Annotated in this window: 20 protein-coding genes and 1 tRNA gene; 8 read left to right on the top strand and 13 right to left on the bottom strand. The window is 63.2% G+C overall.

Annotation, left to right across the window (positions count from 1 at the left end; all coding sequences use genetic code 11):
• Positions 1-129: 129 nt before the first annotated feature.
• The 10 genes from hemH to NKJ78_RS11285 form a co-directional block, all read right to left on the bottom strand.
• Positions 130-1,194, bottom strand: a complete 1,065-nt coding sequence (gene hemH, locus NKJ78_RS11330; RefSeq protein ID WP_023686407.1) for a ferrochelatase — start codon at positions 1,192-1,194, stop codon at positions 130-132.
• 155 nt (positions 1,195-1,349) lie between these two features.
• Positions 1,350-3,377: a 5'-nucleotidase C-terminal domain-containing protein gene (locus tag NKJ78_RS11325; protein ID WP_352562435.1), complete on the bottom strand. Its 2,028-nt coding sequence runs from the start codon at positions 3,375-3,377 to the stop codon at positions 1,350-1,352.
• Between the two features lie 197 nt (positions 3,378-3,574).
• Positions 3,575-3,952, bottom strand: coding sequence for an Omp10 family outer membrane lipoprotein (locus tag NKJ78_RS11320; RefSeq protein ID WP_023686405.1), 378 nt, complete (start codon positions 3,950-3,952; stop codon positions 3,575-3,577).
• Between the two features lie 188 nt (positions 3,953-4,140).
• Positions 4,141-5,586 carry a homospermidine synthase gene (locus NKJ78_RS11315; RefSeq protein ID WP_352459796.1) on the bottom strand — a complete coding sequence of 482 codons (1,446 nt, stop codon included), beginning with the start codon at positions 5,584-5,586 and terminating at the stop codon, positions 4,141-4,143.
• A gap of 127 nt (positions 5,587-5,713) precedes the next feature.
• Entirely contained in the window at positions 5,714-6,952 is a 1,239-nt protein-coding gene (locus NKJ78_RS11310) for a hypothetical protein (RefSeq protein ID WP_023737646.1), read from the bottom strand.
• A gap of 2 nt (positions 6,953-6,954) precedes the next feature.
• Positions 6,955-7,878: a heme-dependent oxidative N-demethylase family protein gene (locus NKJ78_RS11305; RefSeq protein ID WP_023737647.1), complete on the bottom strand. Its 924-nt coding sequence runs from the start codon at positions 7,876-7,878 to the stop codon at positions 6,955-6,957.
• A 52-nt stretch (positions 7,879-7,930) separates the two neighbouring features.
• Complete coding sequence (locus NKJ78_RS11300) at positions 7,931-8,593, bottom strand: aminotransferase class IV family protein (RefSeq protein ID WP_031253204.1); 663 nt, start codon at positions 8,591-8,593, stop codon at positions 7,931-7,933.
• A complete protein-coding gene (locus NKJ78_RS11295; protein ID WP_352459797.1) occupies positions 8,542-9,687 on the bottom strand; it encodes an aminodeoxychorismate synthase component I in 1,146 nt (381 codons plus the stop codon). Before NKJ78_RS11295 ends, NKJ78_RS11300 begins: the two co-directional genes overlap by 52 nt.
• Positions 9,688-9,850: 163 nt before the next feature.
• Positions 9,851-10,567: a helix-hairpin-helix domain-containing protein gene (locus tag NKJ78_RS11290; RefSeq protein WP_352459798.1), complete on the bottom strand. Its 717-nt coding sequence runs from the start codon at positions 10,565-10,567 to the stop codon at positions 9,851-9,853.
• Between the two features lie 412 nt (positions 10,568-10,979).
• Positions 10,980-12,818 (bottom strand): M3 family oligoendopeptidase, encoded by a 1,839-nt coding sequence (locus NKJ78_RS11285; RefSeq protein ID WP_023737651.1) that lies wholly within the window; start codon positions 12,816-12,818, stop codon positions 10,980-10,982.
• A 146-nt stretch (positions 12,819-12,964) separates the two neighbouring features.
• Here NKJ78_RS11285 and NKJ78_RS11280 point away from each other — a divergent pair, with 146 nt between their 5' ends.
• The 3 genes from NKJ78_RS11280 to NKJ78_RS11270 all read left to right on the top strand — a co-directional run bounded on the left by NKJ78_RS11280 (position 12,965) and on the right by NKJ78_RS11270 (position 16,908).
• Positions 12,965-14,503 carry a sigma-54-dependent transcriptional regulator gene (locus NKJ78_RS11280; RefSeq protein WP_023686396.1) on the top strand — a complete coding sequence of 513 codons (1,539 nt, stop codon included), beginning with the start codon at positions 12,965-12,967 and terminating at the stop codon, positions 14,501-14,503.
• Positions 14,504-14,892: 389 nt separating this feature from the next.
• The gene (gene mepK / locus NKJ78_RS11275) at positions 14,893-16,719 is read left to right on the top strand and encodes a peptidoglycan L,D-endopeptidase MepK (protein ID WP_352459799.1); all 1,827 of its coding nucleotides are present in this window, start codon (positions 14,893-14,895) and stop codon (positions 16,717-16,719) included.
• Between the two features lie 115 nt (positions 16,720-16,834).
• Positions 16,835-16,908, top strand: a tRNA-Gln gene (locus NKJ78_RS11270).
• 137 nt (positions 16,909-17,045) lie between these two features.
• On the opposite strand, the gene NKJ78_RS11265 is transcribed toward NKJ78_RS11270, so the two are convergent.
• Positions 17,046-17,684, bottom strand: a complete 639-nt coding sequence (locus NKJ78_RS11265; protein ID WP_023671938.1) for a 2-dehydro-3-deoxy-phosphogluconate aldolase — start codon at positions 17,682-17,684, stop codon at positions 17,046-17,048.
• A 174-nt stretch (positions 17,685-17,858) separates the two neighbouring features.
• Here NKJ78_RS11265 and trhO point away from each other — a divergent pair, with 174 nt between their 5' ends.
• A complete protein-coding gene (trhO, locus tag NKJ78_RS11260; protein ID WP_023686394.1) occupies positions 17,859-18,785 on the top strand; it encodes an oxygen-dependent tRNA uridine(34) hydroxylase TrhO in 927 nt (308 codons plus the stop codon).
• 23 nt (positions 18,786-18,808) lie between these two features.
• Here the strand turns inward: trhO and NKJ78_RS11255 are convergent, their stop codons facing one another.
• Positions 18,809-19,171, bottom strand: a complete 363-nt coding sequence (locus NKJ78_RS11255; RefSeq protein ID WP_352562434.1) for a YybH family protein — start codon at positions 19,169-19,171, stop codon at positions 18,809-18,811.
• A 203-nt stretch (positions 19,172-19,374) separates the two neighbouring features.
• On the opposite strand from NKJ78_RS11255, the gene NKJ78_RS11250 reads away from it, so the two are divergent.
• Positions 19,375-20,112 (top strand): tellurite resistance TerB family protein, encoded by a 738-nt coding sequence (locus tag NKJ78_RS11250; protein ID WP_023671935.1) that lies wholly within the window; start codon positions 19,375-19,377, stop codon positions 20,110-20,112.
• Positions 20,113-20,444: 332 nt separating this feature from the next.
• Positions 20,445-21,206 carry an SDR family oxidoreductase gene (locus tag NKJ78_RS11245; protein WP_023737654.1) on the top strand — a complete coding sequence of 254 codons (762 nt, stop codon included), beginning with the start codon at positions 20,445-20,447 and terminating at the stop codon, positions 21,204-21,206.
• Between the two features lie 12 nt (positions 21,207-21,218).
• Here NKJ78_RS11245 and NKJ78_RS11240 read toward each other — a convergent pair whose 3' ends face one another.
• On the bottom strand, positions 21,219-22,403 hold the full coding sequence (locus NKJ78_RS11240; protein ID WP_023737655.1) for a pyridoxal phosphate-dependent aminotransferase: 1,185 nt from the start codon (positions 22,401-22,403) through the stop codon (positions 21,219-21,221).
• A gap of 83 nt (positions 22,404-22,486) precedes the next feature.
• On the opposite strand from NKJ78_RS11240, the gene NKJ78_RS11235 reads away from it, so the two are divergent.
• Positions 22,487-23,173, top strand: coding sequence for a GNAT family N-acetyltransferase (locus NKJ78_RS11235; protein ID WP_023737656.1), 687 nt, complete (start codon positions 22,487-22,489; stop codon positions 23,171-23,173).
• A 15-nt stretch (positions 23,174-23,188) separates the two neighbouring features.
• Positions 23,189-24,160, top strand: a complete 972-nt coding sequence (locus NKJ78_RS11230) for a cation diffusion facilitator family transporter (protein WP_023737657.1) — start codon at positions 23,189-23,191, stop codon at positions 24,158-24,160.
• Positions 24,161-24,175 lie beyond the last annotated feature (15 nt).

Raw genomic sequence — 24,175 nt, 5'->3', positions numbered from 1 at the left:
GTTGATTCCATGCAACCGACTTCACCAAACACTTAGGTGTGTTTCAATAATGTTACAATCAGGTGATCGTTGATTATTAGTGCATGGAATAGCGCAACTGCGGCGGTCGATCGCCGCAACGTGGCGGCCTCAGACCCAGCCCGACAGCTCGCGCCGCACCATCGCCTCGATCACCGCCATGCCTTCTGCACTGTCGTTGAGGCACGGGATGTGGGCGAATTTCTCGCCGCCGGCGTGATGGAAGGTCTCGGCCGCCTCGCGGCCGATTTCGTCCAGCGTCTCGATGCAGTCGACGGAAAAGCCTGGGTTGACGATGGCGATCGATTTCACGCCGTCCTTCGCCAGTTTCTCGACCGTCTTGTCGGTGTAGGGCTGCAGCCATTCCTGGGCGCCGAAGCGCGACTGGAAGGTGATGATCAGCTTCTTTTCATCCCACCCCAGTCGTTCACGCAACAGCCGTGTCGTCTTCTGGCAGTGGCAGTGATAGGGATCGCCCTTCTCGAAATAGGGCTTCGGGATGCCGTGATAGGAGGTGATGACCACCTCGGGCTCGAAGTCTAGCGTTGCCAGATGCCGTTCGATCGAATGGGCGAGCGCCTCGATGTAGACCGGCTCGTCATAGTAGGGCGGAACACTGCGCACGGCAGGCGCGCGGCGCATCTTCATCAAGGCGCGAAACAGCTGGTCGTTGGCGGTCGCGGTGGTGGTCGCGGAGTATTGCGGGTAGAGTGGGAACGACAGGATGCGGTCGCAGCCTTGCTCGACCAGCCTTTGAGCGACGCTCGCGGTCGAGGGGTTGCCGTAGCGCATCGCCCAGTCGACCACGACATCGGGTAGGTCGATGAGCGCTGCGGCCAGCTTTTCGCCCTGCGCGCGGGTGTAGGTGCGCAGCGGCGACTCGTTCCTCTCGCGGTTCCATATCCTGGCGTAATTGGCGCCGGACTTCTTCGGTCTGGTGGTCAGCACCAAGCCGTAGAGGATCGGATACCAGATCGCCTTGTTGAGTTCGATGACGCGCGGATCGGACAGGAATTCGCGGAGATAGCGCCACATCGGCTTGAAATCGGTACCGTCCGGCGTGCCGAGATTGACCAACATGACGCCGATCTTGCCTGCCTTTACCGGCGGATGTCCGGCCGGCAGCGGGTCGAGCGCTTTCGCGGCTTTGGGGTCGACAGGCGTGGAAAGCGTCATGAAGGTCTCCCGACACCGCGAAACCGACGATGTCGGGCGAACCTAGCGATGTGGCGCGAGTTTTCAATGCCGCGTCTGGCCGCACCTTACCCTGAAAGCCAAAAACCCGTCCGGTTACCCGGACGGGTTTTGCTGGTCGCAAGTGCGAAGCGAGGTTACTTCGCCGGAATGGTCAAGGTCGCGCCGACAGGAAGCCGGCGTGGTTCGTAGCCTTTGTTGGCCTCGGAGATCACCTTCCACTTGGCGCCGTCGCCGTAGGCCTTCTTGGCGAGATCCCAATAGGTATCGCCGGCGACGATGACATGGCTGGCTTCGGCCGGGGCGGCGTCAGCCGGCTTTGCCGGAGCAGGTGCGGCTTCGGCCGGTTTTGCCGGTTCGGCCGGAGCCGGCGTTGCCGGGGCGGTTTCCGCCGGGACAGTCGGCGGCGTGGTGGTGATGTCGCCGGAGCCTGCCGGCAATGCGGGCATCGCCGGCTCCGCCGGTGCAGCCTCGGCCGGTTTTGCCGGTTCCTCTGGAGCAGGTGCCGGTTCGGCTGGTTTTGCCGGCTCGGCGGCCGGGGCAGCCGCTACGGTTGCCGCGACCTCGGTGATGCGGCCGTCGAGCTTCGGCGTATAGGGCCGGTGCGCCGCGAGATAGTCGGCAACCACCTGTTCGAGGCCGGGGCCGTAATCGTAGGCGTTCTTGGCCTTCTCGGCGAAGACCTTGTAGCCGTCGCCGCCCTGGCGGACGTAATTGTTGGTGGCGACCAGATAGTCCTTGTCCGGATTGATCGGCGCCCAGGCACCGTTCTGCATCACCTCGACCGACTTGACTCGGCCGGCATTGGGCGCGACCGACTTGTCGAAGGAGTATTTGAGACCTGCCACCTGCGGGAAGCGGCCGCCGCCGTCCTCGACCTGGCTGACGCCGTTTTCCAGCCCGGCAACCAGATCCTTGCCGGAAATCTGGAAGGTCGCCAGCGTGTTCTGGAAAGGCAGCACGGTCAGCACCTCGCCCATGGTGACGGTGCCCTTGTCGATCGAAGCACGCAGGCCGCCGCCATTGGAGACGACGATCTCGACGCCCTGTCCCTTGACGCGGTCGAGAATGGCGTCGGAGACGAGATTGCCCATCGCGCATTCCTTGGTGCGGCAGCTTTCGCGGCTGCCGTCGATGGCCTCGGTGGTCTCGGCCACTTCCTTGTTCTTCAGCGCCTCGATCGGCGCGCCGAGCTCCTTGATGCGGGCAAGAACGGCCGGATCGGGGATGATCGACTTGTCGAGGAAGATCGGGTCGCCGCTGGCTTCCTTGACGTTGCCGTTGTCGTCGAACACGACCTTGAATTCGCCGAGATATTTCGAATAGGACGCGGCCTGCACGACAGGCACCTTGGAGCCGTCGGGGTTGTCGACCATCGTCGGATAGGGGCCTTCCCCCTTCGGGTCGGTGTTGGACAGAAGCGAATGGCTGTGGCCGCCGACCACCACATCTATGCCCGGGATCTTGGCGATGACATCGCGCTCGCGCCTGTAGCCGATATGGGTGACGGCAATTATCTTGTTGACGCCTTGCGCCTTCAGCTTCTCGACCTCGGCGGTGATCGACTTGACGTCGTCCTCGATGGTAATGTTGAGGCCGGGAGAGGCGAGTTCCGGTGTGTCGTTGGTCACGGCGCCGACAATGCCGATCTTCTGGCCGCCGACCTCAAGCACAATCGACGGCTTGATCTTGCCTGCGGCGCCGGACTTGTCGTTGGGCACGACATTGGCGCTGACGATCGGGAACTTCGCCTTGTCGAGATAAGGCACCAGCGCGCTCTCGCCATCGTCGAATTCGTGGTTGCCGAGCGTCACCGCGTCGGGCTTGATCTGATTGAGGAATTCCTCCTCCGCCGTGCCCTTGTAGGTGATGTAGAACAGCGATCCCTGAAAGCTGTCGCCGGCATTGAGCAGCAGCACGTTCTGGCCTTCGAGCTTCTTGCGCTCCTGTGCGATCGCGGTGACCAGCCGGCCGGCGCCGCCGATGCACTCACCCTTGGTCTCTTCCTCGGCCGAGCAGGTCGACTCGTATTTGTTGTTGCCTTCGATGCGGCTGTGCCAATCGTTGAAATGCAGGATGTTCAACGTGTAGTCGGCAAAGGATGGTGCGGCCGACAGGCCGAGTGTCGAGGCAGAGAGGGCGGCAATGGCGGCGAGCTTCTTCATCTTCGTCTCCCGGATATGATCAAAGGCGTTTAACGCTCTTGCCCGACTGCAGGATAACAGCCAGCATTTCGGGTATGTTCACATCGCGGTTGTGGCGATGCAAGAAGAATCAGGGCGGATAACCGGCATCGGTTTGCCGGCATAAAAAAGGCGGCGGCATCGCGGCGCCGCCATCCGCAAAGCCGCATGGGAAAGGTTCAGCCGCGCCTGGTCAGCACGAAGTTCTGCCCGGCGGAGCTGGTGCAATTCAGCTGGTTTATGGACACCAGCAGGCAGTTGAAAGCGATTGGCTGCTGCCGGATCAGCGAGGTTCCGTTGATCTCGACCGAGGTGGCGCCGGTCTTGGTGTAGCTGCCGTCAGCGAATTTCTCACCGGTCTCCGCCGAAACGGTGGTGAAGACGCCGCCGTTCAATGTCGAGACCGCCTTGCCTTCGGCGTTCAGCCATGAGCCTTCGACGCCTCGCGCCTGCGATGAGATCGGTGGCCCGTCGGAGCCGCCGGTGGTGCAGGCGGCAAGCATCGTCGCAAGAACGCCCGCCGCGCCCGCAGAAAGAATTTTGCGCACAATCGTCATATCAAATCCTCTCCTGACGCATCGGCCCAATCGTCAAACGACGTTTTGGGGAACACGATGTGCGTGGCCTCAAGTTTCCAGAGCCGTCCCTCGTGCGTCCAAATGGATGCACACTGCTCTCGTCCGCATCCCTTCAATCGCCCGATTTCCGGGCGATTGCAAGGCAGTGAGGCAGGGGTATGGAACCGCTATCGAACGAGGATGTTGCGGAATTGCCACGGGTCGCTTTTGTCGAGGTCCTCGGGAAACAGGCCCGGACGGTTATCGAGCGGCGTCCAGTCGGTGTAGTAGCCCTTGACTGGTCCGAGATACTGGGACTGCACTTCCAGGCAGCGCTTGTAGTCCATCTCGTCGGCCTCGACGATGCCGGCTTCGGGGTTTTCCAGCGCCCAGACCATGCCGGCGAGCACGGCCGAGGTGACCTGCATGCCGGTAGCGTTCTGGTAGGGCGCCAGCTTGCGGGCTTCGGCCAGCGACAGCTGCGAACCGTACCAGTAGGCGTTCTTGGCATGGCCGTAGAGCAGCACGCCAAGCTCGTCCACGCCGTCGACCAGCTCGTTTTCGTCAAGCACATGGTGGACCGGCTGCGGCTTGCCGGCAGCGCCGAACATTTCGTGGAGTGACAGCACGGCGTCGTTGCAGGGGTGATAGGCATAGTGGCAGGTCGGGCGGTATTGCACCTTGCCCTTCTTCGACCGCACGGTGAAGAAGTCGGCGATCGAGATCGCCTCATTGTGCGTCACCAGGAAACCGTATTGCGCGCCCGGCGTCGGGCACCAAGAGCGCACGCGGGTGTTGGCGCCGGGCTGTTCGAGATAGATCGCAGCCTTGGAGCCATGCTTGTGCTCCTTGCCGTTCTTCGGCATCCATCTCTCATGCGTGCCCCAGCCGAGCTCGGCCGGCTGCAGCCCTTCCGAGATGAAACCCTCGACCGACCAAGTGTTCCAAAACACGTTCATCGGCTTCGGCTTCTTGGTGCGCTGGGTGTCGCGCTCGGCGATGTGGATGCCCTTGACGCCGGCCTTCTTCATCAGCTTCGCCCAGCCGTCACGGTCGTCCTGCGCCGGTTCGGAAAACTCGAGGCCGAGGTCGCCGGCAAGGTTCAGCAGCGCCTGCTTGACGAACCACGAGACCATGCCCGGATTGGCGCCACAGGTCGAAACCGCGGTAGCGCCGCCGGGCTTGTCGTGCTTCTCCTTGATCAAGGCTTCGCGCAGCGCGTAGTTGGTGCGGCTGGCATTGTCGGCCTTGGCGTCGAAATAGAAGCCGAGCCACGGCTCGACGACGGTGTCGATGTAGAGCACGCCGAGCTTGCGGCAGAGCCGCATCAGGTCGACCGAGCCGGTATCGACCGACAGATTGATGCAAAAGCCCTGGCCGCCGCCATTGGTCAAAAGCGGCGTCAGCAGTTTCTTGTAGTTTTTCTCGGTCACGTGCTCCTGGACGAAGGCGATGCCGCGCTCGTCGAGCAGCTTGCGGTCGGTGTCGAGCGGGTCGATGACCGTCATGCGCGACTTGTCGAATTTGAAATGGCGCTTGATCAGAGGCAGCGTTCCCCGTCCGATCGAACCAAAGCCGATCATCACGACAGGGCCGGTGATTTCACCGTAAACGGGCCAGTTTTCATTCGCCATTTTATCGAGCACTCCTTCAAGCAACGCGCCAAAACGGCCGTTCGACCGCCGCGCGACAAACCATAGATCATTGTCACAATAAAGCGAAAAGCAGGGATAAGGTTAGTTCCCGGCCGCGCAGATACGCCTACGGTTCGAGCAGTTTCGCGAATTCCGGTGTGAACAGCGCTTGTGCTTCGGAGACCGGCATTTCAACGAGATCGCCGCCGCAAGCCTGGATGACGTTGGGCAAACCTTGCAGGCCGAAGACCAGAACCTGCCTGTCGCCATCGCGCTTCAGGCTGGCGCCGAGAAAGTCGCCGATCAAATCGTCGATGCCGCATTCGGCCTCGTAATCCACCTCGGTCTGGTCGCTGGGCTTCTTGCGCTTCTCTTTGACGAAGGTGGCCAGCGAGGGGCCTGGCTTGCCGTCGACCGTATCGGAAAACATGTCCTGAAGGGTAAGCAAGGCGCCACGGCGCACGTCCATGACATAGGCGTCGGAATAGTTGTTCGGATGCGCACCGCCGCAATAGAGGCTGCCGGATTCGGACCAACTCATCAGCTTCGGCGTCAATGACGTAACTTTGAACGTCGAGTCTTCATAGCCGCCAAGCGAATCGTCATCCATGCCCTCCATCGGTGGTCCATCGTGGAAGCCGGCGTATTGCAGCGCCGCGCACGTCAAGGCGCTGAGGCTGTCATGCCAATGGCGGTTCTGCAGCAAGGCATTGGCGGCTTCGATCGGCGCGCCGCCGGCGAGATCGACGATGCGCGGCCTGGCGAATTTGGTGCGTGGATCGGTGACATAGTTGTAGGCTGCATCCGGCCAACCTTCCTTGGCGTCTGCCTCGGGCGCGAAATCCAGCTTGAGATAGTCGTAGGGCGATGCCGCCATGGTGATCGGCGCATCGTCACCCGAGAATGTCATGTCGGTGAAATCATAGAGATCGCGTGGCGTCGTCGCCGGCGTCTCCGTCTGGGCACGGCTGGCGATCCTTGTCAGCTTCAGCGGCAGGGTCTTTTTGGCCGTCCAGGTGCCTTCCAGCGTCTTGCCATTGTCGGCGGAACTCAATCGCCAGACGGCGCCGATGGGTGGAGCCTGGCCGTCGCCGCACTTCTTGGCATCGCAGGCTTCTTCCTCGGCCAATTGAAAGGTGGCGCCCTTGCTCGACTTCGCCTGCAGAGGAATATCGACGCCCTTGGAGCGGTAGAAATAGCGGCCCGCCAGTGCCTCTCCAGCCGTCGCCGGATCACCGGTAAACTCGACGACGATGTCGATGTTGCCGAGCTTCCCCGCATAGGTCACCGGTTCCGCATGCGCTGTTGCCGGCAACGCCAGCAATGCACCGAGCAGGACGGCTAGCTTCAGAACATGTCGGATCATCGTCACTCCTGAGCCATGGTTTGCAGGCGTTGCACCAGCCGGTCACGGTCTGATGTCATCCCCTTATAGTCGAGTTGAGCCTCATCCAGCGCCTGCAATTGCGCCGCGAAAGAGGCGGCAAGCGTTGCCCGGTCGGGATGCCGCGCCAGCACTTTCAGCGGGTCGAGATGGATGCGGATGGTGAACAGGATGTCGCGCGACAGAGGCAGTTTGCGCAGCGTCTGGCGCTCGACGCGGATGAAGGCGTGGGCGTTGACGTCGCCGTCGGGAAATCGCGAGGGGCGGTTGGTGGCACGGTCGATGCGCTCGACATTGGAGAGCGGATGATAGAGCGCGTCGCCGGCCTGGATCGACCAGTTGAAGCGTTCGACGGCCTGACCCTGCAGGCCGTCGAACATGCGGTTGATGAGCTCGGCCGGCCTGGTGCCCGGACCGAAGCCCGGCACCGGTGCGTGGATCTGCTGCAGCGGCCGGCCGAATTTTTCGACCAGCGACCAGGATGACGGGAAACACAGCGAGCCGGCGGCGAGCCGCCAGCCGGTGTCGTCACGGCGCATCAGGATCAGGTCTTCCTGAACGAGCAGCGACGCTGCGACCAGCGGGGCATCGGGGAAGGTGGCGTCAGAGTCGGCTTTGGCGCCAATGACCTCAACCCCGGCATTGGTGCGCCGGTACATCCCGGGAAATGTCGACAGCAGATGTGCTTCGATGAGGCCGCCCACTTCGCGCTGGGCGTCGCGCGTGCCGTCTTCCTCGACAAACACCTTGTCGGGAATTTCGGCATACAGCCGGCGCTTTTCGGCGAGATGGTCGAAGAGATACCGGTCGACCTCGATCCACTTGTCGAGTTCGAGCGGCTTCAGCCCGATGGTGAAGAGCTTTGAGGAGCCATCATAGGGCGTGTGCGTGGGCTGACGAGAATTCATGCTTCGCTAGAAAGTGTCCAATGCCGGCGGTTATTCTCGCAGCCGCTTCGTATCAGGCCAATGTTGCCGGGATCAAGCCGCGCAGAGAATTGCCGACGAACAGTGTTTTGGCGGATTTCAACTCGTCATAGCTGTAGATCGCCTCCTGGGCGCGGCCTTCGTCCAGCAACTCGGCGCGCAATACGCCAGGCAGCAGGCCGCAGTCGAGCCTGGGTGTCATCAGCATGCCATCACCGAAATCGGCGAAGACGTTGGTGATGGTGCCTTCGCAGATTTCACTGCGCTCATTTGCGAGCAACACTTCGTCGGCCTGGGTGATCAGATATTCGGAGCGGGCGTGAGTGTAGACTTGCCGCCGGCCGGTCTTGTGGCGCAGCAGCGTGTCGGTGGAGGAGAGCCGGACCCGCGCCAGTCGCAGCCGCCAGACCTTGTCGGCGGCGAGTGGCTCGTAAGGCTGAACAGAAGCCGTCACCTCGCCATTGCGCTGCAGGACGAGCCGGGTGCGCAGCGCCGTCTGCTGCGCCCCGATAGTATTCGCCAGCACCTCGCCGATCCGCTGCGGATCGCAGGCAAAGCCGAGTTCTTCCGCCGAGCCGTAAAGGCGTGCGAGATGGCGTTCGAAGCGCAGAAAGCCCTGGCCGGGCTCCCAGCGCATCGTCTCGATCAGCTCGAAATCGGCGGTGTCCCCGTCGCGAAGCGCGCCTTCAGCAGACACTCCTGATACTCCCCTTGCGCCGTCGAATCGAAGACGACGCCGCCGCCGACATTGTAAACGGCCTCGCCACTGGAAAAGAGCGATATAGTGCGGATCGCCACCGAAAAGCGCATCATGCCGCCAGGCGCGATCCAGCCGATGGCGCCGCAATAGACGTCGCGCGGTGTGTCTTCCAGCTCGTGCAGGATTTCCATCGCGCGGATTTTCGGCGCGCCGGTGATCGAGCCGCAGGGAAACAGCGCGCCAAAGATTTGGCGGATGCCGAGATCAGGCAGAAGCTTCGCCCGCACACGGCTCACCATCTGGTGGACGGTCGGGTAGCTCTCGATGCGGAACAGTTCCGGGACTTCCAGCGTGCCGACCTCGCTGATCAGTGAGATGTCATTGCGCAGGAGATCGACGATCATCCGGTTCTCGGCCTGGTTCTTTTCGTCGCTGCGCAAGAAGGACTTCAACCGCGCGTCCTCGGCCTTGGTCGCGCCGCGCGGTGCGGTGCCCTTCATCGGATGGGTTTCGATCATGCCTAAGGCATTGATCTCGAAGAACAGCTCGGGCGAACGCGATAAGACGATGGGATCGCCGAGCGAAATCAGTGCGCCATACTTGACCGGCTGGCGTCCTGTCAGTGCGTCGAAGGCAGCAACCGGATCGCCCGACCATTGGGCACGGACCGGAAAGGTCAGGTTGCCTTGGTAGCAGTCGCCCTTGCGGATGTGGTCGTGAAGGCGCGCGAAGCGTTTGGCGTAGTCCTGAGCGGACCAACTGGCCCTGGCGTCGAAGATGGGGCCATTGGTGGCCGGCGCATCGTTGCGCGGCACGGCCTCTTCGGCCGGAGCATCGAAGACACCCAGACAAACCAATGGCGCGCGCCGGCCTTCAGGCAGCAGCGGCACGAGTTTCGGTTCGAGCAGATAGCCCGCTTCGTAGGAGAAATAGCCGGCCAGCCATTTGCCGGCATCGCTCGCCGCCTGCGCAGCCGCCAGCGCCGGCAGAAAATCCTTGGCATCATAGGCAATGATGATGTCGGCCGGGTGGTCGAAGACCAACTGACGGCCGCTTTCATCGTTGCGGAAAATGGCAGAGGGCAGGGGCATGGGGCTCGGGTACTGCGGTCGATGACGCCAGAACCGCTCTATATGGGGGCCGGGCGGCGTGCAATCGAGGGAGCGGCGTCGCAGGGCGCAAAGACAGTGGCGAATGCAAAAACAAAGACGGCGCCCGAGAGCGCCGCCTTCTGGTTATGTTGCCGATGACGGATCAGCTGTTGTTGGCGGTCCCGGCGCTCGGGAATTGGCGTGCGAACTCCTTTTCGTCGCCGGCGGCAAGCAGCTTGGCCTGCTCGACCCACTTTTCGCGAGCGATGCGGCCGTCGAAATTCAGCGTGTCCTCGATGCGCTTGACGTCGGCCGCGGTCCAGCCGGCGATCTGCGCGTAGGTCGTGACGCCAAGGCCCTTGAGCAGTTTGTCGTTGACCGGGCCGATACCGATCAGGCGGCGCAGATTATCGGCCTTCCCAGCTGCCGGGGCGGCCTTCTTCGGGACGGCGGCGGGCTTTGAAGCAGCGGCTTTGGGCGCGGCCTTGGCGGCGGCAGGTTTGCTGGCCGCTGGTTTTGCGGCCGCGGATTTGGCCGCAGCTGGTTTGGCCGCGGCGGGTTTGGCGGGGGCCGGTTTCGCGGCCGGGGCGGACTTGGCCGTTGCCGCTGTCGATACCAGCGCGGCCGGCGCCGAACTTGAAGGCTTGGCGGATGGAGCCGATGTTTCACGCAGCCGGCGTTCGAGATCGGCGCGGGTCTTGCCGCAGGCGTCGAGTTCGCCAGTCAGGCGATCGGCGTCGGCGCGCAGTCTGTCACGCTCGCTGCGGGTGCGGTCGAGATCGCCGCGCAGGCTGTCGAGTTCGCCGCGCAGCCGGCCCCAGATAAACCAGCCAACCAACACACCTACAAGGAACGCCAGGACAATGTAAAAGAAGGTCATCGTCTCTCTCCAGTCGGATCCGTCCGCCGCCGTCCCAAGTCATGACCTTGGCAGATCGGATCATCCAATGTGGTTCGGCGGCTCAGGGAACAGCCGGTCTGTCGTCGAGTGTCGGCGTTCGGCTTTCCGCCCATTGCCAACCGTCGCTGTCGCATTCGTCAGACCGCTGCCATGGGCCGGGATACTGTCCGGCCTTAAGCCGCGCGCCCGGCTGAGCTTCAGTCGGAAAGCTATCATACGGCTTCGGGAAAGCTAACGGAATTTTCGCCGGAGAGTTATTCAAGAACAGATATTTAGAACAAGAACAGAGCTGCCGTCGCATGCATTCCGGCTAAACTGTTCTGCGATTCCGCAAAGTCGAGGCCGCTGCTGAACCTGCCACTCTGCGCCATCGGTCCAATGGGTGCGCGCATTAACTGTCGAGCGCTTCCAACTCGTCGATCAGGCCGCCGATCACGCCAAGCCCGATCTGCCAGAAGGCGGGGTCGGTGGCGTCGAGGCCGAAGGGCGCGAGAAGCTCCGAGTGATGCTTGGTGCCGCCGGCGCGCAACATCTCGAAATACTTATCCTGGAAGCCATGCTCAGCGTTCTGGTAGACCGCGTAGAGCGAGTTCACCAGGCAGTCGCCAAAGGCATAGGCGTAGACGTAGAAGGGGGAGTGGACGAAGTGCGGGATGTAGGTCCAGAAGACCTCATAGCCCTCGCGCAGCTTGATCGCCGGCCCCAGGCTTTCTGCCTGCACCTCGAGCCAGAACTGGCCGAGCTTGTCGGAGGTCAGTTCGCCGTTCTTACGCTCTGCATGCACTTTGCGCTCGAACTCGTAGAAGGCGATCTGGCGCACGACCGTGTTGATCATGTCCTCGACCTTCTGGGCGAGCATCGCCTTGCGCTCGCGCTTGTCGGTGGTCTGGTCGAGCAGCGAACGGAAGGTCAGCATCTCGCCGAATACTGAGGCCGTCTCGGCCAAAGTCAGCGGCGTCGAAGCCATCAGGGCGCCCTGGCCGCCGGCCAGCACCTGATGCACGCCGTGGCCGAGTTCATGCGCCAGCGTCATCACATCGCGCGGCTTGCCCATGTAGTTGAGCAGCACGTAAGGGTGCGCCGAAGGCACGGTCGGATGGGCGAAGGCGCCGGGCGACTTGCCGGGCCTGACCGGCGCGTCGATCCAGTTGCGGTCGAAGAAGACGCGGGCGATCTCCGCCATATCGGGGGAAAAGCGCTGATAGGCCGACAGCACGGTGTTCCTGGCGTCGTCCCAAGGGATCACGGCCTGCGGCGTTTCGGGCAAGGGGGCGTTGCGGTCCCAGTGGTTCATCACCTCCATGCCGAGCCAGCGCGCCTTCAGCGCGTAGTAGCGATGAGACAGGCGCGGATAGGCCTCGCGCACGGCCGACGCCAGCGCATCGACCACGCTGCGCTCGACGCGGTTGGCGAGATGGCGTGAATCGGCGATGTCCTCGAAGCCGCGCCAGCGGTCGGAAATCTCCTTGTCCTTGGCCAGCGTGTTGGTGATCAGCGTGAAGGTGCGCAGGCTCTTGCGGAAGGTTGCGGCCAGCGCTTCGGAGGCGCGGCGGCGGACCTCCCCATCGGCGTCCTGCAGGCGGTTCAGCGCCGGCTCCAGCGTCAGTTCCTCGCCGTCTATGTCGAAGCGCAGATCGGTCATCGTCTCGTCGAACAGCCGGTTCCAGGCACCGCGTCCGGTGATCGATTTCTCATGGAACAGCTGCTCGACCCGGTCCTCGAGCTGGTAGGGCTTGTCCATTCTGAGGTCGAGCACCCAGGGGCGGTAATGGGCAAAGCCGGCGTCGGCGGCGAGGGCTGCTTCGAGCGCCTTGTCGTCGATCAGGTTCAGCTCCAGCGCGAAGAACAGAAGATGCGCGCTGGCGTCGGTCATCTTCTCCTGGATGTCGCCATAGAGCTTTGCGCGCTGCGGATCGGCGGTGTTGCCGGCATAGATCAGGCCGGCATAGGAGACGATGCGGCCGATCAGTTCCTCCAGCGCCTCATAGGCTGTCAGCGCCTCGCCAAGCCTGCCGGCGCTGCCGCGCTCGGCCTCCGCAGCCAGCGTGCCCTTCCAGCGGTTCTCGAAGGCGACGGCATCGGCCGCCGCCTTGGCAAGGTCGCGCTTCAGTTCGGGCGCCTCCATGCCGGAATAAAGATCGGCGAGATTCCATTCCGGCAGGTCGCCGAGTTCCGCCGCGCCCTGACCGGACGCTACCGCCGCAAGCTGCCGACCGAGAATCCTGCTCATCAACAATTACCTTCTGGAATCAAGGGGAAAGGACAAGCCGGTCAAATCCTAAGGAATTCGTTCACCGGGTTTTTTGAAACCTTGTTTAGAACCCTGTGCCAAGATGATCCATGGGAATTTCCCAAGGCGGGCAACTCAAATCAGTCATGACAGGTTCCATTCTTATAGTCGATGACGATCCCGTGCAGCGCCGGCTGCTCGAGGCGGCGGTGACGAAATTCGGCCACAGCGCCATCGTTGCCGATGGCGGCGAGGCCGGTCTGAGCGCGCTTGACGGACCCAATGCGAGGGATATTTCGGCAGTCATCCTCGACCTTGTCATGCCGGGCCTCGACGGCATCGGCGTGCTGAAGGCGATGCGCGAGCGCGGCATCACTGTTCCCGTCATCGTGCAGACTGCGCAGGGCGGCATCGAAACGGTGGTTTCGGCGATGCGCCACGGCGCCTTCGATTTTGTCGTCAAGCCGGCGTCTCCCGACCGGCTGCAGACCGCGATCGGCAACGCGCTCAAGGTCGAGGCGGTCGAGGACGAGGTCAAGCGCACGTCGCGGCGTCGCGGCGGCCACCTGACCTTCAAGGACATGATCACGCACAGCCCGGCGATGGACCGGGTGATCCGCCTCGGCCAGAAGGCTGCGGCCTCCAACATCCCGATCCTGATCGAGGGCGAATCAGGCGTCGGCAAGGAATTGGTGGCGCGCGCCATCCAGGGCAGCGGCGAACGCCGCACAAAACCGTTCGTCACCGTCAATTGCGGCGCCATCCCCGACAATCTGGTCGAATCGATCCTGTTCGGTCACGAAAAAGGCTCGTTCACCGGCGCCACCGAAAAGCACACCGGCAAGTTCGTCGAGGCGCATTCGGGCACGCTGTTCCTGGATGAGATCGGCGACCTGCCGCTCGACGTGCAGGTCAAGCTGTTGCGCGCCGTGCAGGATGGCGAGGTCGATCCGGTCGGTGGCCGTTCCACCGTCAGGGTCGACATCAGGCTGATCTCGGCCACGCACCGCAACCTTCTGCAGCAGGTCAAGGACGGCAAGTTTCGCGAGGACCTGTTCTACCGGCTCAACGTTTACCCGATCGTCGTGCCGCCGCTGCGCGACCGCCGCGACGACATCCCCTATCTGGTCAAGCATTTCATGGACAAGGTGGCGCCGGCGGGCAATCGCCTGCACGGCATCTCGGATGCCGCACTGGCCATGCTGCAGGCCTATGATTGGCCGGGAAACATCAGGCAGCTGGAAAACGCCGTGTTCAGGGCCTCGGTGCTTGCCGAAGGCGATGTGCTCACGACTGACGAATTTCCGCAGATCCGGGCGCAGGTCGACGGCACCGTCAATCTCGACGCCGATGCGTCCTTGTCGGACCCCGGCATGGCCTTGAGCACCGGATCGCAAGGCGATGGCGCGCAGACTGATGACGCCGGTACGGCAGCTGCCGAGCTCGCCCCTCCGGCCAGGTTGCTTCAGCGTTTCGGCACATTGAGGGCGCTGGACGAGCGTGGCAATGTGCGTGCGCTGGCCGATGTCGAACTCGAAATGATCAAGCTCGCCATCGACCATTACAACGGCCAGATGAGCGAGGTCGCACGGCGTCTCGGCATCGGCCGCTCGACGCTCTACCGCAAGCTCAAGGAATACGGCATCGACCCGGAAACCGGCCGCCTCGACCGCCTTGCCTCCTGAACGCCGAATTCCACAGCTTGCCAACGCAACGCCGGGACCAGCTTGCCATGCCACATCCGGCGCTGCATAAGGGGTTGGGGCGGGAATATGGCTGATGCGACGCCGTTGTTCACGCATTAAGGCCAGCGGTAACAGATCGTGTAGCGGGAAAAGGCTGAATCTTGATCTAAACCAGCAGTTTACCAAGAAATCCTGTGTATTATTTTTGACGGGATATCGCCACGGTGTTACCGCATTTCGGCTTCAATAAGCGATGATTAACCATTAGGATCGATATTCGGATGTGAGAACCACGCATCCGTTTGGACAAATCCGGGGACAAACGGCAGCCTGCAAGGCCTTTTGATTTGAACAAAGTCGAACGACACAGAAACGGGCGGCGCGATCACATGGGCGTCTGGCCGAGATGGCTGGCAGCGTTGATCGTTGCGCTCGCTTTCCTCGCCGCAACTGCTGCCGGCGCTAGCGCTGAAACGCGCTCGCTCAAGCTCTATCACCTCCACACGCACGAAAAGGCCGAGATCGTCTACAAGCGCAATGGCCGCTACGATCCGGCAGGCCTCAGGAAGATCAACATCATCCTGCGCGACTGGCGTCGCAACGAGCCGACCAAGATGGATCCGCGCCTGCTCGATCTGGTGTGGGAAGCTTACCGGCAGGCCGGCGCCACCGACTACATCCAGGTCGTTTGCGGCTATCGCTCGCCGTCGACCAATTCGATGCTGCGCAGCCGCAGCCGCGGTGTCGCCAAGGAAAGCCAGCATATGCTGGGCAAGGCGATGGACTTCTACATTCCGGGTGTGCCGCTGAAAAAGCTGCGCAACATCGGCCTGAAGATGCAGGGCGGCGGCGTCGGCTACTATCCGTCGTCGGGTTCGCCCTTCGTCCACATGGACGTCGGCAATGTGCGGCATTGGCCAGGCATCAGCCGCCAGGAACTGGTCAGCCTGTTCCCCAATGGCAAGACGCTGCATGTGCCGAGCGACGGCAGGCCGTTGCCGGGTTATGACCAAGCGCTCGCCTCCTACAAGGCACGCAAGGGCGCCGGTTCTCCTGCCATCATGATGGCCAGCGCAGGCGGCAGCACCAAGAAATCCGGTGGCTTCCTGTCCGCGTTCTTTGGCGGTGGCGGTGAAGACGAAGCCGACGACAGCGCCGATGTCCCTACCGCCGCGCCGCCGCCGAGAAGCGTGAAGCCGGTGCTGGCTGCCACGAGCAACAACAACAGCAATCTGCCTGGCATCGCGATCGTGTCGCCGCAGAACGCCAAGCGCGCCAACATTCCGCAGCTTGCCGACGACAGCGCTGACGATGCGGAGCCGCAGGACACGCCGGAGACGATCATCGCCGCGCTGCCCGCCAAGGAAGTGCCGCTGCCCGCTTTCGCACCGCGGCCGAAGGCCGATGTCGGCGCGCAACAACCTGAGACCGTGCCGTTCGGCGTGGCCGATGCCACCACCGAACAGACGGTGGCGACGGCGCAGGCGCCGGCCAATGTGCCGTTCGGAACGGCCGATGCGAGCAATGCCGACCAGGGGGCCGATCAAGCTGCCGCTCCGGCGCAGGTCGCGGTCAACGTCCCGTTGCCGACCTGGCGTCCCGACCGCTCTTCGCCGCCGGCTGAGCTTGCGCCGCAGGACAAGGGCGTTCTGCTGGCGCTGGCCGATACGGCTGCCCACAAGCAGACCGCAACCGACGCGTTCTCGGTGCTGCCGTCGCAGCGTCCGGACGAGGTCAAGGCGGTTCTCGAACAGGCCAGCGCCGCCGATACAGCCGGTGCTACCGACGACTATCAGGTTGCGTCGCTTGAGCCGCGCTCTGCGTTCAACGATCCGTCAGGTGTCGATGCCGCATCGCCGCGCGGCGCTATTGCTGCCCGTCCCGCCGGTACCGATCCAGCCTCGGTGATCGGCGCCGGCGTCAAGACGACACGCAAGGAAGCCAGGGCTTCGGCCCGCGACCTGAAGCCAGGACCGAAGGCAGTGGTGGTGGCGGCCGAACCGCAGGCGGCCCGCTGGGCGCTGAGCAGCGGCGACAACATCGCCACCGTTTCCAGCCCGACGACAGCGCCGCGCTATGCCTACAACATCGTGCATACGCCGCCGAGCGAGGTCTACACCGCAGGCTTCCAGGCGGACAACCAGATGGCCGATGCCAACCGCTTCACCGGCAATGCCGTGAAATTCCTTTCGGTCGCCCGCTTCCAGACGAAGTAAGAGCTCGACGGGGTAAACATCGAAGCCGCGCTGGGCAACCCGCGCGGCTTTTTGCTGTTGGCGAATCTCCAGCGCTGGCTTCTAGCGTCCCGGAATGCTAACCACCAGCCTGCATTCCCGCTTCGTCTAATGGTAGGACAGCGCCCTTTGAAGGCGTGAATCGAGGTTCGAGCCCTTGAGCGGGAACCAAAATCTCAACGCGTAGCAAACCCGGTCGGCGCAGCTGGCGGGTTTTTGTGCCGAGTGCAATTCCGGGAACACTGTGATTTTCCCGGGAAAGCGCGGAGCGCTTCCCTTGGGATTGCGCAAAGATAAAGTAGCGGAGGTTATTTTCCGAGCTTGCTCGCGCTCTGTGCGAGCGCCTCGATCTCATCCCACTTGCCGGCCTTGACCAACTCGTCCGGCGCCACCCACGAGCCGCCGACGCAGATAACGTTGGACAGGCTGAGATAGTCGGCGGCGTTCTTGGCCGAGATGCCGCCGGTCGGGCAGAATTTCACGTCGGCCAGCGGCGAGGCAAAGGCCTTCAGCGAGGCGATGCCGCCGGATTGTTCGGCCGGGAAGAATTTCAGGAACCGCAGGCCGGCCTCGCGGGCAGCCATGATCTCGCCGGGCGTGATGGCGCCGGGCAGCAAGGGAACGTCGCTGTCCTTGGCCGCCGCCAGCAACTCGCGCGTGATGCCGGGGCTGACGATGAACTTCGAGCCAGCCGCCGCTGCCTGGTCGAACTGCTTGGCATCGAGAATTGTGCCGGCGCCGACAATGGCGCCCTCGACCTCACCGGCCACGCGGCGGATCGCTTCCAGCGCATCGGCGGTTCTCAACGTGATCTCGATCGCCGGCAGGCCGCCGGCGGCCAGCGCCCGGGCGAGCGGGACGGCGTCCGCGACATTGGCGATCTTCAGCACCGGAATGACCGGCTGGCCATTGAGCAGCGACAGGAGCTTTTCGGTCTTGCTGGGCAATGGCTTTTCTCTCCCTGGGTGATTTCAACCGATTAGCAGAAGGCCGATTCCGAGTCCACGAAACCCGGCCTGCCGCGATGTCACATGTCGGCCAACGAGCCTGCGGGCGAATACCGACGAAGTGTCTTTAGCTCTGCCTTGAATCCGCTTTGACCACGGTCTAGTGGCTTGGCGATGACCAACCATGAACCCGTGCGCGTCGCCGCGCTCTACAAATTTGCGAGGCTGGGCGACTTCGACGCGCTGCGGGTCTTGCGCACGCCGCTTGCCGCCTTCTGCTGCGGGCGCGGCATCAAGGGCACGCTGCTTCTGGCGCAGGAGGGCATTAACGGCACGGTCGCCGGCAGCGAAGCCGACATAGCCGACCTGATCGCTTATCTCGAGGCCATCGAGGGTCTTGCCGATCTCGAGGTCAAATACAGCACTGCCGCCGAAATGCCGTTCCATCGCATGAAGGTGCGGCTGAAGCGCGAGATCGTCACCATGGGCGTCGAAGACCTCGACCCGGCGACGGGTGCGGGGACCTATGTCGCGCCGGCCGACTGGAACGCGCTGATCTCGGACCCCGGCACCATCGTCATCGACACACGCAACGCGTACGAAGTGTCGATCGGGACGTTCGAGGGCGCGGTGGACCCGCGCACGTCGAGCTTTCGCGAATTCCCGGCCTGGGTGGAAAAACACCGCGACCAACTCGACGGCCGCAAGGTTGCGATGTTCTGCACCGGCGGCATCCGCTGCGAAAAGGCGACGGCCTATGTGAAGTCGCTCGGCTTCGAGGATGTGTTCCATCTCAAGGGCGGCATCCTCAGATATCTTGAAGAGGTGCCGGCCGAAGACAGCCTGTGGCAGGGCGAGTGTTTCGTCTTCGACGAGCGGGTCTCGGTGTCGCATGGGTTGACCGAAGGCGAGGCCGAACTCTGCCGCGCCTGCCGGCATCCGCTGACGCCGGAGAACCGGCTGTCGCCGCATTTTTCCACCGGCGTGTCATGCCCGCATTGCTACGAGGCACGCTCGGATGAGGATCGCACCCGCTATGCCGAGCGCCAGCGCCAGGTCGAACTTGCGCAGGCGCAGGGCAGGGGACATATCGGCAGTTAAGTGCCGCCGACGCCCTGACTGGATCACCACACGACAGAATAGCGGTCGATCACCCACAGCCATGTGCCGTCGGCCTGCCGGCGCGCGACCTCTGAGGTTATCGAGCCGTCGGCAAGCCTGGTCGACGTCAACGCGAGGTCGCCGTTAATGGCCGCCGGGCGCTGCTCGCCGCGCTGGAATTTTCGCCAGCTCGCGGCAAAGGCTTCGAACAAAGCGCGGATCGCCTCATGGCCACGCGTCAATTCGGCTGCTCCGGTGTCGATGACGGCATCGGGTTCGAACAGCGCTTCCATGCCCTCAATGTCTCCCGCCCATTGCCGATCAATTAGCAGGCGCTCCAGATCCTGGGGATCTCGTGCTTGGTCGCGGTCTGGCTGATCGGTCACGGCAAAACTCCTCCCTCGCCGACGTTGCGGCGACACTAACCGAAGCCGAGGCGGGTTTCGACACATCGAATTTGATTTGCGGCATTGCCGGCGCCGATAGCAAAGCGCCGGTCCGTCATTGTAATGTCAACAATCGGGACCTACGTCTGCAACGTCCAAAACCTGCCCGTCCACGTTGGCGCGGGCCCTTTTCTGGAGGCACCATGTTCGACCCCAAGAAGCTTCTCGACGATCTGCTCGGCTCGCAAGTTCCCGGCACAACCGGCACCGTTCGCGACAAGGCCGGGCAGGCTGTGCAGATGGCCAAGGACAATCCGCTGGCCGCCGGTGCGCTGGCCGCGGTGCTGCTTGGAACCGGCACGGGACGGCAGGTCACCGGCACGGCCGTGAAGCTCGGCGGACTGGCTGCGATCGGCGGTCTCGCCTACAAGGCCTACCAGAATTACAAGGCCGGCAATGCACCCGAGCAGGCGCCGGCGGCCGGCCAGCCGGAATTGCTGCCGCCGCCCGCCGACACCGGCTTTCATCCTTCACAGGCGCCACAGGGGGAGGACGAGTTCACGCTGACCCTGGTGCGGGCGATGATCTCGGCGGCCAAGGCCGATGGCCATGTCGATGACGCGGAACGCCAAAAGATCGCCGGCAAGCTCAGTCTGGCCGGCATCGGCACGGAAGCGGAAAAGTTTCTGATGGCCGAGCTGGACAGCCCGCTCGACCTCGATACGCTGGTCGCAGGCGCCAAGACCGATGAGCAGAGGCTCGAGCTCTACACGGCGTCCCGACTGACGATCGACCCCGATACGCGCGCCGAACGCGGCTATCTCGACCTGCTCGCCGGCCGGCTCGGCCTGCCGGATGCGCTCGTCGATCATGTCGAGGCGACGGTGTCGGCGGCCAAGGTGCCGGTTCCGTCAGGCACGGCGCCGAACCCGCGCTGGTAGACAACGCAGCCGCGGCGGGAAAAGCGTTAACTTCTCGTTTACCGAGGAAGCGCATGATTTTAGTTAGTCGGATCGGCTTTTCCTCCTCCCAAGCCCGGTTCAGATCAGGGGGCGGTCGCCAATGACCGCCCTTTTTGTCGGACCGATCACATAAAGCGCGTGGCGCTTCATGTTTTTGTCCGGATGCATGTCGTTCTCTCAGAACCGGGGCCACTTTTGAGCGACATGCATTAGTGTCCGACTTGCCATGATCGCCTTCATTTGCGATGGGTCGGTGCATTCGGATGCACCCCGATCTGTGCCGGGGATGCGCGGCGCGCAGGAGCAAAATCATGACAGTCCTCACAGAGAAAACCGCCATTGTTACCGGCGCCGGCACCGGCATCGGCAAGAGCGTCGCCACGGCGCTGCTCAAGGCGGGCTGGAACACGGTGTTTTGCGGCCGCCGCAAAGCGGTGCTCGATGCCGCCATTACCGAGGCCGGGAAAACGGACGCCAAGGCGCTGGCGGTTGCCTGCGACATCAGCAAGGCCGGCGAAGTCGATGACCTGTTCGAGACGGTGGCCGCAGCCTTCGGCCGCGTCGACCTGCTCTTCAACAATGCCGGCATGAGCTACAAGTCGACGCCGATCGACGAGATCCCGGTCGAGGTCTGGAACGATATTGTCGGCGTCAATCTCACCGGATCGTTCCTATGCGCCCGCGCCGCCTTCGGCGTCATGCGCAAGCAAAAGCCAATGGGCGGCCGCATCATCAACAATGGCTCTGTGTCGGCCTATGCGCCACGGCCGGGCTCGGTGCCCTATACCGCGACCAAGCACGCCATATCGGGGCTGACCAAGACGCTGGCGCTCGACGGCCGGCCCCATGACATCGCCTGCGGCCAGATCGACATAGGCAACGCGCTGACCGATATGGCGCACGCAATGACGGTCGGCGTGCCGCAGGCCAATGGTACCATCGCCGCCGAAGCGGTGATGGACGTCCAGCGCGTCGCCGACGCCGTCGTCCACATGGCCAGCCTGCCGCTCGATGCCAATGTGCTGTTCATGACGGTGATGGCGACCAAGATGCCGTTCGTGGGGCGTGGGTGAAGAGCCGAAGGCCTACCTCTTCAAAAACGACTCGATCCGCTCCAGCGCGCGCAAGATGTTCTCTTCGGAATTGGCGTAGGAGAGCCTGATGTAGCCTTCGCCGAGAATGCCGAAATCGGGGCCGCCGATCAGCGCCACGCCGGCCTCCTCGAGCAGTGCCGAGGCGAGCTTCTTGGCCTTCCAGCCGGTCTTCGAAACATTCGGGAAGGCATAGAATGCGCCCTTGGGCGTGATGCAGGAGACGCCGGGCAGCGCGTTCAGCCCCTCGACCACGATCTTCCTGCGGTTGTCGAAGGCGCGCATCATCTTGTCGACATCGTCCTGGGGGCCGTCGATGGCGGAGATGCCGGCGAACTGGCTCGGCGCGTTGACGCAGGACCAGCAATTGACCGCCAGCTTGCGCACCTTGTCGTAGAGATGCGCGCCCTTGTCGCCATTCGGCCAGATCGACCAGCCCATGCGCCAGCCGGTCATCGCCCATGTCTTCGACCAGCCGTTGAGCACGATCAGCCGGTCGCGAATTTCCGGAAAATTGAGCAGCGAAAAATGCGTCTCGCCGTCATAGGTCATGACGTCGTAGATTTCGTCGGAGAGGATAGCGACCTGCGGATGCGCTTGCAGTCCCTTCACCAGCTTCTCGATCTCGGCGCGCGGCGTGACGCCGCCGGTCGGGTTGGCCGGTGAGTTGAGGATCAGGAGCCTCGTCTTCGACGTGATCAGCGCCAGCGTCTCTTCTGCCGAGAAGGCAAAGCCGTTCTCCTCGCGGATCGGCACCGGAATGGGCGCGGCGCCGGTGAACTCGATCATCGAGCGGTAGATCGGAAAGCCTGGGTCTGGATAGAGGATCTCGGCGCCGGGTTCGCCGAACATCAAGATGGCCGCGAACATGGTCGGCTTGCCGCCGGGCAGGATCATCACATTTTCCGGCGAGACCTCGACGCCGGTGGTGGCCAGCGTGCGCCGCACCACCGCTTCGCGCGTCGCCAGCAGGCCGTTGGCCGGGGTGTAGCCATGGTGACCGTCGCGCAGCGCCTTGATCGCGGCCTCGACAATGTGCTGCGGCGTTTTGAAGTCGGGCTGGCCGATGCCGAGATTGACGATGTCGCGGCCCTGTTGAGCCAGTGCGGTCGCCCGCGCCAGCACGGCAAAGGCGTTTTCCTCGCCGAGACGGTCGAAGGCCGAAATCGTGTGGAGCATTTTTCCCGTCCGTGTGGTTCTTGCTGTTAGGTCGCGTTTTTGTGAGCGTCTGCTCACAAAAGTCAAACGGATTGGAGTTTTGCGTGTCGGAAAATCTCAAAGATTGGCAAGCGCGTCCGCGGCCCGAGCGCAAGCCCATTGACGGCCGCTATGTCCGGCTCGAACCGCTGAGCGCCGAAAAGCATGGCGATGGGTTGTACGAGGCGTCGTCGGTGCCCGACATCGATGGACGCTTTGCCTGGCTGCCCGACCACCCGCCGCAAACCCGCGCCGATTTCCAGCCATGGCTGGACAAGGTCGAGGCGAGCGAGGATCCGCTGTTCTTCGCCGTCATCGACAAGGCCAGCGGCAAGGTCGCCGGGCGACAGACGCTGATGCGCATCGATCCTGCCTATGGCGTCATCGAGATCGGCAACATCTATTGGGGGCCACTGATCTCGCGCAAGCCGGCAGCGACCGAGGCGCAGTTCCTGTTCATGAAGTACATTTTCGACGGGCTGGGCTATCGCCGCTACGAGTGGAAATGCAACAACCGCAACGACCCTTCGAAGCGCGCGGCGGAACGGTTCGGCTTCAAGTTCGAGGGCATTTTCCGCCAGCATCTTGTGGTCAAGGGTGAAAACCGCGATACGGCATGGTACTCGATCATCGACAAGGAATGGCCGGCGCTGCGCAAAGCCTATGAGGCATGGCTCGATCCTGCCAATTTCGATGGCGAAGGCCGGCAGAAGCGGCGGCTCGAGGATTTCCGCGCCGAGTTCGGCGCGTAACAGGAGTTTTTTTCGATGGCGCACAGCCATGATCATGGTTCGCATGCTGGGCATGGCGCCGGCCACGTGCATGGCTCGACCGACAAGAAGCGTGTGCTGATCGCAGCCTGCCTGACCGCCGGCTTCATGGTGGCCGAAGGGCTTGGCGGCCTTTTGACGGGATCGCTGGCGCTGCTGGCCGACGCCGGCCACATGCTCGCCGACTCGATTGCGCTTGGCCTTGCCTGGTACGCCTTCCATCTTGGCGGGCGGCCGGCGACGGTGCGCCTCACCTACGGCTTCGGCCGAGTCAAGACGCTGGTTGCCTACACCAACGGCATTGCCATCTTCGCCATTGCGCTGTGGATCGTCTACGAAGCCTGGGGCCGGCTGATGACGCCGGCGCCGGTGCTGGGCGGGCCGATGCTGGTGGTGGCGATCGCCGGCCTTCTGGTAAACTTCGCCTCGTTCTTCGTGCTGCATGGCGGCGACCACGACAGCCTCAACATGCGCGGCGCCATCCTGCATGTGCTGGGCGACCTGCTCGGTTCGGCGGCGGCGATCGTGGCGGCGCTGGTCATCCTGGCCACCGGCTGGACGCCGATCGATCCGATCCTGTCGGTGCTGGTCTCCCTGCTGATCCTGTCCACCGCATGGTCGCTGATGCGCGAAGCCGCCCATGTGCTGCTCGAAGGCGTGCCGGCAAGGCTCGACCGCGATCTCATCGCCAAGGATATTGCCGGTACGATCAAGGGCGTGCGCGAGGTGCACCATATGCATGTCTGGTCGCTGGACGGGTCGAGCAACATGGCGACGCTGCATGCCTGCCTCAACGATGGCGTCGATCCGCACCAGGCGGTCAGCGCCATCAAGAAGCGGCTCGCCGCCGAACACGGCATCAGCCACGCGACGGTCGAACCGGAATTCGGCCAGTGCGCCGACAGCCATGACGAGCACGATCATGACCACGACCATGGTGCGCCACCGCATCACGGCCATTATCACTGACAGGGAATTTCATGG

The sequence above is a fragment of the Mesorhizobium sp. M0037 genome, from assembly GCF_040323635.1.
Lineage (GTDB): Bacteria > Pseudomonadota > Alphaproteobacteria > Rhizobiales > Rhizobiaceae > Mesorhizobium.
This window is presented reverse-complemented; position numbering and strand designations above follow the sequence as displayed.